Below are 14062 nucleotides of genomic sequence, written 5' to 3'. Positions count from 1 at the left end.
GAAAAGATGCGGCACCAAACCCCCAGCGATTCATGGAGCAGCAACGACATGATGAGCCGGTAATCGGCCATACGGGGGTCCTTCCATCCGCCGCGACTTCCGTTGGTCACGGTTGATGGTCATCCTCCGATGAACGCCACGAGAGCGCTACCGGATCCACCCACGAGAGCTACCACTTCGACCCACGCGCGCTACCGAAAAACTCGGCTCAACAGCGGATGCTCACCCGCTCACATCCCAAGGTCGCCGACATGCTCGATAACGCGCGCGACGACCTCCTCGCGTTCACGGGGTTCCCCTTCCAGCATTGGCGGCAGATCTGGTCGACGAACCCGCTGGAGCGAGTGAACAAGGAGATCAAACGCCGCACCGATGTCGTCGGCACGTTCCCCAACCCCGCCGCGCTGCTGCGCCTGGCCGGCCATGTTCTGATCGAGCAACATGACGAGTGGGATGGTGCTGATCGTCGCTACTTCAGCGAGCATTCCATGAAGCTGCTGCTCACCGAGCCCGAGGAGGTGGCTATTCCCGAACTTGCTGCGGCATAATCAAACCAAGCTGACCCGCGCGGTGTTGAGAAAATCCACCACATAGCGGGACGTCACCGGAGCTGATAGATCAGCTCGCCTACACTTCCGGAGGCCATCTACAATTACCGGCTAGCGACCAAAATACTCTCAACGCTGAATCAGTTTCAGACAAGCCCCAGTTCTACGGCAACTGGGCGCAAGCCAGTCCTCCAAGTCATCCAAGAACCCGCTCAATCGCACTGACTATCGGACCCCAATAGTCCCATTCCTGTTCGATCGTTCTTTGGCCGGTCATTCCCTTACCACTGAACCGATGCTCGTCAGCCTGATCCGTCAGGAACACCAACTCGCCATCGAGACGCACTGCACCGCTTGACACAAGCACGTCAAGTACTGCGCGGAGCTGCTCAGATTTCAAGGGCTGGCGCCCCTGCAGTTTCATATAGAAGGTCGCACGCCCATCACGGTGACCATGAGTACGCGCCAAGCTCTGCAGCTTACTCAAGAACCTAATAGCCCTCGATCGGACATCGATCTCGTCCTCGGTAGGGAGCGAGGCGCGATACTGAACCCACGGATAGACGAGAGATGTCGTCTCAGGGACAGCGATCTCAAATGAGTCTGGCAGTGGGTGCACGGATATTACGGGTGGGACCGACACGGATGAACTGGTAACTTCGACCCTGACTTCGACGACATCCCCTCCCGTGTCTGGCGCGGCTCGCGCAAATCGCGCATCTGCACCCTCGATGGAAAGAGCCCCGCAGCGGAGGAAGAGATCAGGTCCGATCACACGACCGTTGGCTGTGGGCGGTATACGAATACTCTCGGAGGTCGTAAGTGTCAGCGCCTCCAATGGGCCGACCAGAGCGAGCTCACCAGTGCGTTCGGAAACAAGCGAAAATGACAATGAAATAGCGCCACTCGGCCGGCTGACTTCCATGACTCCTTCGAACTCGTCACCACCGATCGAGGACGCTGAGACCATTGCGGCGCTCCCGGCCGACTCGCCGGAAAGTATTGATGAGTGGAGCGCGGCGAATTGCCCCTCGTCTACAAGTAGCATGTCGTCAGTGGACGCCGATGCCACAAAGTCGAACAATAAGCCCGAATGGCTCCCAACCTCAATCAAGGTGGAGGTGGGAACTCCCTGATCTAGACGCTCAGCCGCCGCGAAGGCCTCGAAGACGGCACTCGCCCAGTTCCGTTCAGCCCGGAAGGGGTGGTCATCGAGAAACTGACGTACCTTGATCTGGTAATCATGTCGCTTGGCCGAGTCGGAGATCGCACCCAGATCAGGCACAGGAGTTCCAGTCAGGTCATGCCAGAGCCAGACGAGCTGCTCAGCGGGCGTGTAGATAGCAGCCTCGTCAAGCCCAAGGTCGGATGCGAGCGGAGCAAGCTTTCTTTGATCGCGCTCAAGAAGACCAACAAGAACCTTTCGGAGCACCTCCACGTGTCGAGATCCACCAGACTCACTCTCAAACTCCTGCATGAGTTTGTAATGATTCTTCTCGCGCCGGAGCAGTTCTGCCACGGCGTCAAGAACCGGCGCATACCCAACAAAGGTTTCAGCAGTTGAGTCGTCAACCGACCCGGCAAGCGCGGCGAGGATTGTGTCTCGCGCCCGAACGTACTGCTGATCATCAATATCAGCCTCAGAATCACGGTCTCGCACGCGAGCATCAATATAGGCTCGCTGTGATTCTGGCGGGAAGTGGGAGACTTCGAGCCAGGAGACCTCTTGGCCTGCATCCGCGAGCTTGACCCACACCTCCTCCAAGGTGCGATCCCGGCCAAACAATACGATCCGCAGGCCTCGTGCTGCTGCATCCGAAACGGAATCAAGGAACTCATCCCAAGATTGGCCGGAGACGCGTGCGCGCGCTTCATCCAGGGAGTCGACAAATAGAGCTGGCTGACGGCCACTTGCATCGATGCTCGCAAGTGCGTCGACCTGCGAGAGGTAGGAGTTGAGCTTTAGCGGCAGAGCTGCGCGGCTAACAGCCGCGTCTCTTTCGAGGCGCCAAAGCGGTGCCTCCGTTCGGAAGGCAAGTTCGGTCGCAGTCCGACTCTTTCCAGCGGCACCTCGGGCCGAGACAAGCACAATGTTGGACCCCAAGCTCTCGAAGCCGTCCTTAAATACAAGAACGGGATCCACGAAAAACCCCGCTGCTACCGGCACTCCGAACGCGTCAGTAGATGTTCCTGAAAGCCCTGCACCGATAAAATCCGCTGCGAGGTCGGTAAATGCAATGCTGGTCATTCGTCCAGTTTGCCGCACGGCGGTCGAATCAGGCCACACGTCTTCCAGAAAACGCGCGTAGGCCGATCGAGCAGCGGCGGCAGCAGGCCCTTCATGCAGACTCCCACCATCGCGACCCAGCTCCACGAGATTGAGGGCCGCAGCTAAAGCGCATCGAAGAAATCCTCGTTTATCCGGTGGAGAGTGGCGACGCGCACAGGTTCGACCCCAACTCCGTGGTCAATCATCAACTCGACCAGTTCCTCGCCATCGATCAGAACAACTCGGGCAGGAACCCCCGTCGCAGCCTCGCGAGCGCCCTTCGTGAAAGTGCTCGCGGTCAAGAATACGCCGCGATCACCCTTGCCCATCATCGCGCCAAGGAACGCACGAATCTGCTCCGGTGTGACCGAGTTCCCATCGCCGTAACGCTTCGCCTGCACATAAATGCGATCGAGGCCGAGCTTATCCTCGGTGATAATCCCGTCGAGGCCCTTGTCGTTGCTCTGCCCAGTGTGTAGGTGCCCGCCGAGCCCTCCATAGCCCATCGCGCCGAGCAGTTTCAAGACAAGGCGCTCGAACTCGGTTGGGTGGATCGTTCTGAGCTTCTCCAACAAATCGGCGGCAAGCACCGCCCGCGCATCTGCCTCGGCGCGGGCGATGAGGTCGTCCGGTGACTCGTCTTCCTCGTCCACCTCAACATTTGGAGTGGTGGTAGGCTCGGCAACACGGTTCCGCACCTTCCTGTTTCGGTACTTATCGTAGAACTCGCGGTACTCGGGAAACTGCTCCAAGGTCGAGTTGCGGATCTCGCCGCCGGTCGCGAGTAGGTCAGCTCCACGCCGAGTGATCTGGACGTGGCCTCGCTGCGGGCGATTCACGGCTCGGGCCTTGAAGAGATAGGTCACAGACCAGTGGACGCGGTTCGCGATCAGGCTCATGCCGGATGTGATCGTCTCCCGGCGCTCGTCGTCAGTCAGGTTGAGCTGCTGCGAGATTCGCTCGGTAAGGTCACGCATCGAAAGGACGTCGGAGTCGGCCAGTACTTCGAGCACTGGCTTCATCAATGACTGGTAATCAGGAATCGCCACAGAAACAACCCTCCCACGCTGGATCGACACGTTCAGACGAACGTCTGTGCCCCGCGCCGGAGTGCGAGCCATGACGACGCCGACCCGACGACGGATTCAGACGCGAGCAGGTAACCCCAATGGTCTGGGACCGCTGTATCCTCGTTGACCGCGCGCAGCCAGTCGCGGGCGGCGTCGCGCTTGGCCTCCACAACGGCGGATGTAATCTCACTGTCACGCTTGCCCTCGATGATCCAGTGGGTGCGTTCGTCGTCAATGACCACGAAGTCGGGCTCGTACTGCCGCCCGTATGCGCCCATCGAGTAGTCGATGCGGAGCGGTACGTTCTCGTCCACGCGGAGCCACGACTCAACGCCGGCCGCGGTGTCGAACAACTCCGCCAGCCGGAACTCAGTTGAGTAGGCGTCGAAGCGCACCACGTCGTAGAACGACCGCTCCCACCCTTGATAGGGGTAACCGCGGGTGAACACCGAGGATGAAGTGACGAGGTGCCGGTCGGCGGGCGGCACAATCTCCATCCGCTCTTGCGGGTCGGGCCAGCGGTCGAGCAGAACCGAAGTCTCGATCCACGTTCGGGTCGCGGCTTGCCGCTGCTTGATCCATTCCGTCAGGCGGGCCGTGGCGAGGCGTCCGTGGTCTACCCGCCAAGGGGTGCTCTCGGTGACTCGTGCACCGTCGAGGAACGACTGCGCGACCTTCTGTGCCGCGTTGGCCTCTCGGACCGATGCCTCGATCCCATCGGTGCGGAGCAAACGGCCCACGAGATCGGTCTCGATCGAACCATAGGGGATCAACTGCGCCGAGGCGGCCACCCGGTCGCGCTGCTCAGTTAGGACCACACGCGCGTCGCCCATGAGGTCACGCTCGGCATTCAGCGCCGTACGTCGAAGCGAGTCGCCTTCGTCTGTCGCGAATTGGCGACCGAGCGCTTCTACCTGGGTCAGGTCGAGATCACCCAGTGAGAAGGCGTCACGCCGCGTCGTGCGGATCACGCGCGGGAGGAACAGTGGGAGGGACTGCGTTCGCTGCGGCTTCGGCGAGACCATGTGCGCCACGGCTTTCTCGGAGGCTTGTGCCGCATCGGCGCGGCTCTCCGGAGTAGCAAAGATGATCCCGGTGTGTGTCTGGCCGGGCGTCTCCGTGTAGGGCGCATCGCGGTTCTGGTCTTCAACGAAGGCCACCGAGTCGCCAGGCAGGTTGACGGCCACCGTCCCGGCCTTATCGGGGTTGACCGGGAGCGCGTCGCCCCGGCCGATCGGCAGGCCCGGCGTAATGATTCCGGACACCGGGTCCGGCGTGACGGTGGCCTCCTCTGTTCGCTTGCCCAGAGTCTCTTCGAGCAGCACTTTGGCCTGTTTCAAGAGAGCCGCGAACGATCGGTGCGAGAGCACTTCAACCGTGTCTAGCATCGGGTTACCGGTTCGTTTGCCGAACGGGAGTCGGAGACCGCGACCGAGGACCTGCTCGGTGAGCAAGGACGATTCCAGCGATCGCACCGAGGCGATCACATAAACATTCTTGACGTCCCAACCTTCCTTCAACATGCCGACGCTGACGACCGCTCGTATCGGGGAGTCAGGGTTCTCCAAGGTATCGAGCAGCGCGAGCGTCTTGTCGGGCTCTTCGGAGGTCACCAGCAGCACTTGGTCAGCAGCACCGAGCATGTCCGACCCGGCAAGCAGATCGCGAATCTCGTTGGCCTCGTCGATGGTGGAGGCGACCAAGAAGAGGATCGGCTCGGCGTACGCCTGGCGCGTCATGTCGCAGTATGAACGCATTGTGGTGGCCTTCGCCGCAAGCAACGTCAGACCGTCCGCCAGTTGGGTTCGAAGATCGGCGATCCCATCGCGCCGGGACACGAGTACGGGAATCTTCACGTATCCGTCAGCGATCGCCGACGAGAGCGGGTAACGGTAGACGATCTTCGGTTCTGTGGCCTCGTGCGGCGTCGCCGTCAGGCCAACGAGGGCCAACGGGTGCATCTGCTCGATCGCCTGCTGGAACTTTTTCGCGTTGCCCGAGTAATAGACATGGTGTTCATCGGCGATGACCACGAGGTCTTCAGCGGCCTGCAAGTAGTCATAGAGCGCGACGCCGGTCGTCTCGTGCTCGCGGTAGGCTCGCCGGGCGTCGTTGGTGTTGGGACGCAAGAGCGACTGCACGGTAAGTACGAAGACCTTGAAGCGGTCGGTGTCTTCGAGGGCCGCGCCTACCTCTCCGCGCTCCAACGAATCGAGGGTGACAACGAGCGGGTTTGATTGCAAGCCGCGCAGGTACTTGCGGTGTCCGGGCGTCAGGTTGTCTACGGTCTTGCGTTGGATCGTGGAGCCCGGCGTCACGATCACGACATTGCTCACCCCAGAGGCGTAGAGGTAGTCCAGCAACGCACCGGCGATGTAGGTCTTCCCGACGCCAGTTGCAAGATCGGCGACCAGCTCAGCACCAGACTCGGAGGTGCTGAGCGCCCGCGCCAACCTGTCGAGTGCATCGCGGTTCGGCTTCCGGAGGTCAAGCGTGTGCGCTACCTGTTCGACAAGGCTCTCGTCGTACTCGATCACTCGTTCGCCTCGCGATCGGCGTGCCGCCGGATACGACGAGCAGCAGTGAGCAGGTCGCGTGGTGCCTTGGTGATCTTCGAGCCCTTAGCGAGTTGCGTCAGCGTCGCCGCCGCGCCATCGAGCACCGATCGCCCGACGATCTCGACCCGCTCGCCCTCGCCGAGCGCGCTCACGACTGCTCGGACTTCCTCTTCTCCCACGGTGCCGTCGAGGACCGCGAGACGCATCCGGCCTTGGACACCGCAGAGCGGCTTTGCGTCGGGCTGGAAGTCGTAGCCCAACTGACCCGCGACCGCCTTGGCGAACGTGCCGTTTGTGGCCTCATCGGAGAGCAGAACACCAAACGGCGTATCGACATACATTGACGGGCCGACATCGACCATGCGAAACCCTACGCCACCTTCCCAACCGACCGAGCCCGTTATGCCGCCGGAGTCCTCGCCCTTCACGACCAGTTCGAGCCTGCGCCGCGTGAACTTCTCGACAGTCTCCGGCAACACCTCGGCGGTGATCCATCGTCGGCCCATCTTCTGCGCGACCGCCGCCGTCGTGCCCGATCCGCCGAAACAGTCGAGCACGATGTCGCCAGGGTTGGACCCGATGTGGATAATCCGTTCAAGCAGTCGCTCGGGTTTCGGCGTCGAGAACGCCGTCTCGCCCGGAAAGAGACGCTTCACTTCGAGATTCGAAGTGCGATTGCTCCCAACATCGGCGCTTAGCCAGAGCGTGCGTGGTACAAGGTCGCTCACCTCCGAAAGGTACCTCTTGATGCTCGGACGCGCATCGCCGCTCGGCCCCCACCAGATTCGACCGTCGTCGTCCAGTTCACGCAAGCGCTCTTCCGCAACACGCCAAAACTTTCCGGGCGGCGGGGCGAAGACCCGCCCTGTCGGTCCGGTGAACTCGTACAAGCCCTTCGAGTAGGGTTTGTTCGCGTAGGGGTCGCCAGCCAGCCAGGGGCCTCTCGGGTCGCTGTCCGGATTGGTGTAGATCGAGTTCGCTTGCTCAGTCCTGCTGAGGCGGTTCGGCATCCAACGCGCCGGGTCCTTCGCGTAGACGCTGATGTAGTCCTGATCGTTGCTGAACCACCGAGCGCTGTTCCGGGGCGAGTCGGCCTTCTGCCAGACCACGGTGTCCACAAACGACGCACGCCCGAATCTGTCGTCCAGTAGCACGCGCATGTGATGATGCTCAGCATCGTCTAGGTGGACCCACAACGAGCCGTCCGGGGCGAGCAGATCGCGTATCATCCTGAGCCGCTCGTCCATGAACGAGAGCCATGTCGCGTGTTCGAGCCAGTCGTCGTAGTGCTCGAAGGCCTGGCCGGTGTTGAAGGGCGGGTCAATGTAGACCAGCTTCACCTTGCCCTTATAGCGCCGGGCGTACTCGGGGACCGTCGTCAGGATGCGGAGTACGTCGAGCGAGTCGCCGGTGAAGAGCAGGTTGTCGGCGTAGGGATCGGCCGCGTTCACTTCGCCGATCGAGGCCGTGAAGTCGCTGACTCGCACCTCGGCGGCGGCAGGGTGGTCCCGGTCGACCCACACCGGCTTACCGTCGTCGTCTTTCGGGACGAGTAAGAAGCGGTCCTTGTTGGGCCACGTCAATTCGAGTCTCGTCACCCAAGCTATCCTATCGAGGGCGTTCGGGTTCCGTGGGGCCGGCCATCTATCGTTAGCTTCAGCTATCCGCATGACAGCCGCCACACGTCTTTCAGAAGACGCGCTCGGCCCCATCGAACCACGCATCGGCGTCGCCACACCGGCTCTCGGTCGAGCTTCGCGCGGCCGTCGACGCGCTTCTCGCTCAGACTTGCTTTTTGTTGCCAGGCCTCTTGCAAGTGAGGATGTACCGGACCGGGCGCGCGGCGATGTAAACCCTCGTTTGCAAGACGCGTGGCAACGTCTGAAGGGCTCGATCGTGTGTTCGCGACGAAGGGTCCGGGCACGGGGCGCGAAGCAACGATCCCGGCCTGCCCCGTGACGAGAGATTCGGCCCTTCCTCCGTTTGAAGAGCAGCTCAGCGTTCCCGCGACTCTCACTGTTACCCGCTAGCTATGGCGGAACTCCGCCGGGCGCTCGAGAACCTCTGTTGATACTCGCTCGGCGGCACGCCCAGCTGAGCCGCAAAGACTCGCCGCAGGGTCTCCGGACTCTGAAATCCAGCACGTTGGGCAACGCGATAGACGGGCTCGCCTTTCAGCAGGAGAGCTTTGGCCGTATCGAGCCTGACTTGTTCAACGAACTTAGTTGGGCTCAACCCCAGTTCAGATTGGAACAAGCGCGCTAGATGCCGCGTACTTAGCCCGACACATTTTGCGAGCGAGGAAAGGTCGTGCTTCTCGGCGGGATGTGAAATGACCTGCTCGACAACCGTCCGGACGCTGTCTTGAGCGCTCCGCGTTCTGACCAGCAGATCAGAGAACTGCGACTGGCCGCCCGGACGCTGGAGGTAGACGACGAGATGACGGGCGACATCGCGAGCGAGGTCGGCGCCGTAGTCCAGCTCCACCAAAGCCAGGGCCAGGTCGATCCCCGCGGAAACGCCAGCAGAAGTGTAGAACTTGCCGTCGGATACATAGATCGCATCGGGTGCAACCTCAACTCGCGCATGAACCCGAGAGAGCAAGCCCGTATAGGCCCAGTGGGTCGTCGCGCGCCTCCCATCTAGCTTCCCAGCTTCCGCCAAGAGGAAGGCACCCGTACACACTGACACGACCCTCGCAGCCAGATCGACAAGCCGGATGGTCGACTCGCGCAACTCAGGGGCGATCGGAGTAATCGGAAGATCATCGCCGCCGGGTATCACGACGGTGTCGGCATGGTCGATCTTCGACGCAGCAGCATCGACGGACAGGCTCAATCCAGTCGAGGTTCGCACGCCAGCACCAGAGCTAGACACGAAACGGAGCACATAGTTTGCCCCTCGTCTATTCGCCTCAGAGAAGACCTCGGCCGGCCCGGCCACATCCAGGTGTTTGACTCGGTCAAACAGGAGGAACACTACGTCACGCCTCTGCATAACCCAGTATGTCCTGATCTGAGGGGTAGTTGTCAATAAAGACACTCACTACAGCAGCTTTGCCAAGGAGAGATTGGAGGCGGGGAAACACCACCATCGCAGAATCAAGGAGCATGACATGGCCGAAACTATCGCAGGGATATCGATTCCCGACACTGCACTCACGCGAGACATCACCGCGTACATACGTGACCGTGAGGACGATCTGCTCTTCCATCACTCTCGTCGAGTGTTTCTGTTCGGTGCGCTCATGGGGAAGCAGCGCGATCTCGAGGTGGACTTGGAGTTGCTCTATGCCGGCGCGATGTTCCACGATCTTGGATTGACCAACCTCTACTCGGAGTCGCAATTGCGTTTCGAGGTGGATGGCGCAAATGCGGCACGGGACTTCCTCATGGAGCGGGGCGTCGACGACGCCCGTGCCTCCTCGGTCTGGATGGGCATTGCGCTGCACACCACCCCTGGCATACCTGAACATCTGGTTCCGGAGATTGCTCTCGTCACCGCTGGTGTCGAAACCGACGTACTAGGGATCTGGCATCACTCGCTCACCGAAGCACAGCGTGAAGCTGTCACAGCTGCGCATCCTCGTCCTGACTTCAAGAATCAGATCCTGAGTGCCTTTGCACGGGGCAATGTTCACCGGCCCGAAACCACCTTCGGGAATGTCAACGCCGACGTGCTCAATCACTTCGTGCCCGACTATCGGCGCACAGACTTCGTCGAGATCATCCGCAACAACCCGTGGCCCGAGTAGTAGCTCCTCGATGAGAGGCTCGCCATCACAATCAGGTCAGAGTGGCACCGGTTGTGGTGGTGAGAGCGCACCTACCTGTCAGGAGGTGTGAGCACCATGACAACCATCATCCAGACTTCAAGATCACGCACACTAGACAGAGGGGATCTCCGCAGCGGCGAGGAGCTTCGCGATCTCCTGTGCCGCCTTCACGAGCAAGGCCCGGGAGCTTGGGGTGATGACCCCGCGGTTCCCAAGCTCATGGAGTACGTGTGCGAGAAATACGCGGCTCTCGCGAAAAAGTACGGGCTCGATCCGTGGGTGGCAGCATCGGCAGCTTTCGATGTGATGCGTAGCCGGGCAGCGCGGGAAGCTCGCGATCCCTGGGCAGTGATCACGCACGCGGTACGAATCACCTGCATTTACGAGGAACGCGCTCAGGGGCTGCTCTGCTCAGTTCACCAAGCGCGCCGCCCGCGCTTTGCCGGGCTACACGACCCGGAGCGTTTCAGTACCCGCGCCTTTCCGCTGACAGATGACCACCCATCGTTTTCGACCGACCTGATTTACGAAGACGATGCAGTAGAGCACGACAAGACAAAGCTACTGATTCACTCAGTGATTGAGCACACAATCGAACTCGTCATGCTTCTCGGGTGGCCGAGCGATGCAGCACGCCACAGTGTGGAGCACATTTGCGATTGTCTCGCGGACGCTGGCTCCCCGAATCGGGCTTCCGAGGCGCTCCGGCGTGAGCGGCATACTCGAGCCCTCCTCGATGTCTCCGCACGCTCATGGCTCTCTCTCGTGCATGCTCTGCTCGGCAGGCCGGGGCCACAGCGCACAGTTGTGTCGGGTCGAGGGGTCCTCCTACGCTTCCTGCTCGGCGAGACAATCCCGACGCTGCTATCGGATGACGATCTTGTTCGGTCTCTCGCTTTCGCGGCTCCCGGAGCCGGGAGCTGATCAGCGATGAGCGGGAAGAAGGGCGCGATCGAACTCGAACGTGCCGTCTCGTCGATCCAAGTCGGAAGACGACACCGCACCGACCTCGGTGACCTCGAACCGTTGGTGACTTCGATCACGCGCGAAGGGCTGCTGCAACCGATCACGGTCACCCCGGATGGTCTCCTGGTGTGCGGGGCGCGGCGGCTCGCTGCGATCAAGCAACTCGGGTGGAAGACCGTGAACGTGTGGGTGCGCTCCGGCATCTCGGATCGGCTCGGGCAGTTGCTCGCGGAGCAGGACGACAATGTGCTTCACAAGCCGCTCACGCTTTTGGAAGCCGCCGCGCTCTACCGGGAATTGAAGGAGGTGCTCGCGCAGGATGCGGCGCAGCGCCAAGCCTCGACCCGGTTCAGTAGCGACCATCAGCCCGGCACGAACGGCGATGCATATCTTGCCTCGCCGCCGCACGGCGCACACGGCAGCGCAAGGAAGCAGGCTGCGGCGATGGTGCCGGGAGGGATCTCGTACACAACGTTCGACAAGATCGGCTATCTCGAACGTGTCGCCGCAGACACAGCGCAGGTCGATGAGCTGCGGGCGAGGGCTCAGACGGAGCTGGATCGGATCGATGCGGGCGGCGCCGTCGATCCGGGCTACTCCCGTATTCGTGCAGATGTCGATGCTCAGTGGCGGGAGCGTCAAGAGGAGCTCGAGCGACTCGCCCGCGAAGCCCTCGAACGAGTACGCAACACGGGTCGCGGGAAGCGGAAGAAGCCCGCTCGCCCGCTCCCGCCGAAGCGCGATCCAAAGACCCCGCTCCCAACACGCGTGTTCGTGCTGATCTGGACAGACCTCACGGACTGGTGGGAACGCTACGACATCGATCAACTCGCCTCCGAACTCACCAACGCCGAGGCCGAACTCTTCTTCACTGCGCTCGACGGCAGCAACACGTTTGCAGACAGGCTCCGCGTAGCACGACAGCATCCGCAAAGAACCGAGCCAGCACCACGGTACTTGCGAGCACTCTAAGAATGTCGATGGCAACTCAACGGAAGATGGGCAGGGAATCGGAGACAGCCCCGACGTTCCCGGATGCTGCGGAGAGGCCGTGCGCACCTTGCCTCCATGCGCTACTTCCGCACATCGAGCACCGGCCGCAGGATCACGGCCGAACCGCGCGTGCGCGAAGAGCCCGACGTGCAGCGCCTCGTCGCGCTCGTTATCCATCTCGCCGAACAACTCCACGCCGCAGAGACACAGCAGGCCCAGCATCGCCCGATCGAAACACGAGAAGATCACCCATCATCACCCCTGAGCCACCTGAAAACACCTCGATCGAAGAAGGAATCGAAGAAGAATGACACTCCTCACGCCCATGCCAGAACTTGAGACAGCCACCGTGGCAACGGCGGTGACCTATCAGCGCGTCTCCACCAAGGAACAAGCCTCCAAGGGCGGTCGTGACGAAGGATTCTCGATTCCCGCGCAATGCGAAGCAAACGCTAGGAAGGCCGAAGCGCTCAGCGCTCGTATCGTTGCCGAGTTCGTCGATGCGGGCGAGTCCGCACGCTCGGCAGACCGGCCAGACCTGCAACGCATGCTCGACTATGTCGCCTACCACCAGGTGACCTACTGCATCGTTCACAAGGTTGATCGCCTCGCACGCAACCGGCTCGATGATGTCGAGATCCACCGGGCACTCATCAGCGCAGGCGTCACCCTCGTCTCGGCAACCGAGAACATCGACGAGACCCCATCGGGAATGCTGCTGCACGGCATCATGTGGTCGATCGCGGAGTTCTACTCAAAGAACCTCGCCGCAGAAGTCAGCAAGGGTCTGAACCAGAAGTTCCTCACCGGCGGCACCCCCATGCGTGCGCCCATCGGCTATCTCAACGTACGCCAACGCGACGAGCGCGGCCGTGAGTTCCGCACCGTCGAACTCGACCCCGAACGCGCACCGCTGATCCGCCGGGTGTTCGAGCAATACGCAACCGGCGACCGCACCGTCGTCGATCTGCTCGCCGAAGCCACCGCCCACGGCCTGACCACAGTGCCGACGCCGCAACGCCCGTCCGGGCCGGTTGCACGCTCCGGGTTCTTCAAACTGCTACGCAACCCGTACTACATCGGCATCGTCCGCTACAAAGGAGCCGAACACCCCGGCGCACACGAACCCCTCGTCGACATCGACACCTGGCACGAAGTGCAGACCCTCCTCGACTCGCGCAAGATCGCCTCCGAACGCCGCCGCAAACACGACCACTACCTGAAAGGCAGCCTCTTCTGCGGCGCATGCGGATCACGCCTCCAACTCGACTTCCCCACCAACAAGCAAGGCCACCGATACGCCTACTACGTCTGCTCCGGGCGCGCCTCGAAACGCACCACCTGCACCCGCCGCGCAATACCCGTCGGGATCGCGGAGCAACTCGTCGCCGACTGCTACCAGAGCATCACGATCACCGAAGCGCAATACGCGGGGCTCGCGGCACGAGTCGAGGCCGCATTCGACAAACGTCTCGCCGCGCGAAGCACGGAACTCGCGGAACTGGCCGCGACGCGGAAGCGATTGCAGGACGAGAGCGACAAGATCTTCGCCGACGCCATCGACCTCGACACCTTGAAACGCCACCAGGACCGCATCCGCGCCGGCATCACCGACATTGACCGGCGCATCAACCACGAACACAACCAGAACGAAGGGCCACGAACGCAGATCACGGCAGCACTCCGGCTCTTGATCGACTGCGCACGCCTCTACGCACGCACCAACGACCAGGGCCGACGCCTCGCGAACCAAGCCTTCACGAACGGCATCGAGATCAACGAAGACGAAGAAGCCAGCATCCGCTTAGCCGAACCGTTCACCATTGCGGAACTCACACCAACGCATGTGGGTCTGTCCGATGAACGGTGTGTGGGGTCCGGCG

General features: G+C 61.6%; 10 protein-coding genes and 1 pseudogene. 6 read left to right on the top strand and 5 right to left on the bottom strand.

Features of this window, described 5'->3' with window-relative positions:
* Nucleotides 1-221 precede the first annotated feature (221 nt).
* Nucleotides 222-548, top strand: a pseudogene (locus D1J51_RS17530) (transposase); the annotation flags it as partial.
* Nucleotides 549-744: 196 nt separating this feature from the next.
* Here D1J51_RS17530 and D1J51_RS18120 read toward each other — a convergent pair.
* From D1J51_RS18120 to D1J51_RS17505, 5 genes are all read right to left on the bottom strand, one after another.
* Nucleotides 745-2796, bottom strand: coding sequence for a hypothetical protein (locus tag D1J51_RS18120; protein ID WP_162903924.1), 2052 nt, complete (start codon nt 2794-2796; stop codon nt 745-747).
* Nucleotides 2797-2939: 143 nt separating this feature from the next.
* Nucleotides 2940-3866, bottom strand: coding sequence for a restriction endonuclease (locus tag D1J51_RS17520; RefSeq protein WP_162903923.1), 927 nt, complete (start codon nt 3864-3866; stop codon nt 2940-2942).
* A gap of 32 nt (nt 3867-3898) precedes the next feature.
* Nucleotides 3899-6424: a DEAD/DEAH box helicase gene (locus tag D1J51_RS17515; RefSeq protein WP_119077278.1), complete on the bottom strand. Its 2526-nt coding sequence runs from the start codon at nt 6422-6424 to the stop codon at nt 3899-3901.
* The gene (locus D1J51_RS17510) at nt 6421-8043 is read right to left on the bottom strand and encodes a site-specific DNA-methyltransferase (RefSeq protein WP_205548042.1); all 1623 of its coding nucleotides are present in this window, start codon (nt 8041-8043) and stop codon (nt 6421-6423) included. Before D1J51_RS17510 ends, D1J51_RS17515 begins: the two co-directional genes overlap by 4 nt.
* Before the next feature lie 421 nt (nt 8044-8464).
* Nucleotides 8465-9424, bottom strand: a complete 960-nt coding sequence (locus D1J51_RS17505; protein ID WP_240423431.1) for a GlxA family transcriptional regulator — start codon at nt 9422-9424, stop codon at nt 8465-8467.
* A 136-nt stretch (nt 9425-9560) separates the two neighbouring features.
* Between D1J51_RS17505 and D1J51_RS17500 the strand changes: the two genes are divergently transcribed.
* From D1J51_RS17500 to D1J51_RS17485, 5 genes are all read left to right on the top strand, one after another.
* Nucleotides 9561-10199, top strand: coding sequence for an HD domain-containing protein (locus tag D1J51_RS17500; protein WP_119077268.1), 639 nt, complete (start codon nt 9561-9563; stop codon nt 10197-10199).
* Nucleotides 10200-10295: 96 nt separating this feature from the next.
* Nucleotides 10296-11144, top strand: a complete 849-nt coding sequence (locus tag D1J51_RS17495) for a hypothetical protein (protein ID WP_119077284.1) — start codon at nt 10296-10298, stop codon at nt 11142-11144.
* 6 nt (nt 11145-11150) lie between these two features.
* Entirely contained in the window at nt 11151-12158 is a 1008-nt protein-coding gene (locus tag D1J51_RS17490) for a ParB N-terminal domain-containing protein (protein ID WP_119077267.1), read from the top strand.
* A gap of 96 nt (nt 12159-12254) precedes the next feature.
* Nucleotides 12255-12518: a hypothetical protein gene (locus D1J51_RS18115; RefSeq protein ID WP_162903922.1), complete on the top strand. Its 264-nt coding sequence runs from the start codon at nt 12255-12257 to the stop codon at nt 12516-12518.
* On the top strand, nt 12487-14062 hold a 1576-nt coding region (locus D1J51_RS17485), incomplete at its 3' end, for a recombinase family protein (RefSeq protein WP_162903921.1). The genes D1J51_RS18115 and D1J51_RS17485, both read left to right, overlap by 32 nt.

Source organism: Leucobacter sp. wl10, assembly GCF_003569785.1.
In the GTDB taxonomy this organism is placed as follows: Bacteria; Actinomycetota; Actinomycetes; order Actinomycetales; family Microbacteriaceae; genus Leucobacter.
The sequence above is the reverse complement of the archived record's forward strand: the minus strand, read 5'-3'. Positions and strand labels throughout refer to the sequence as shown.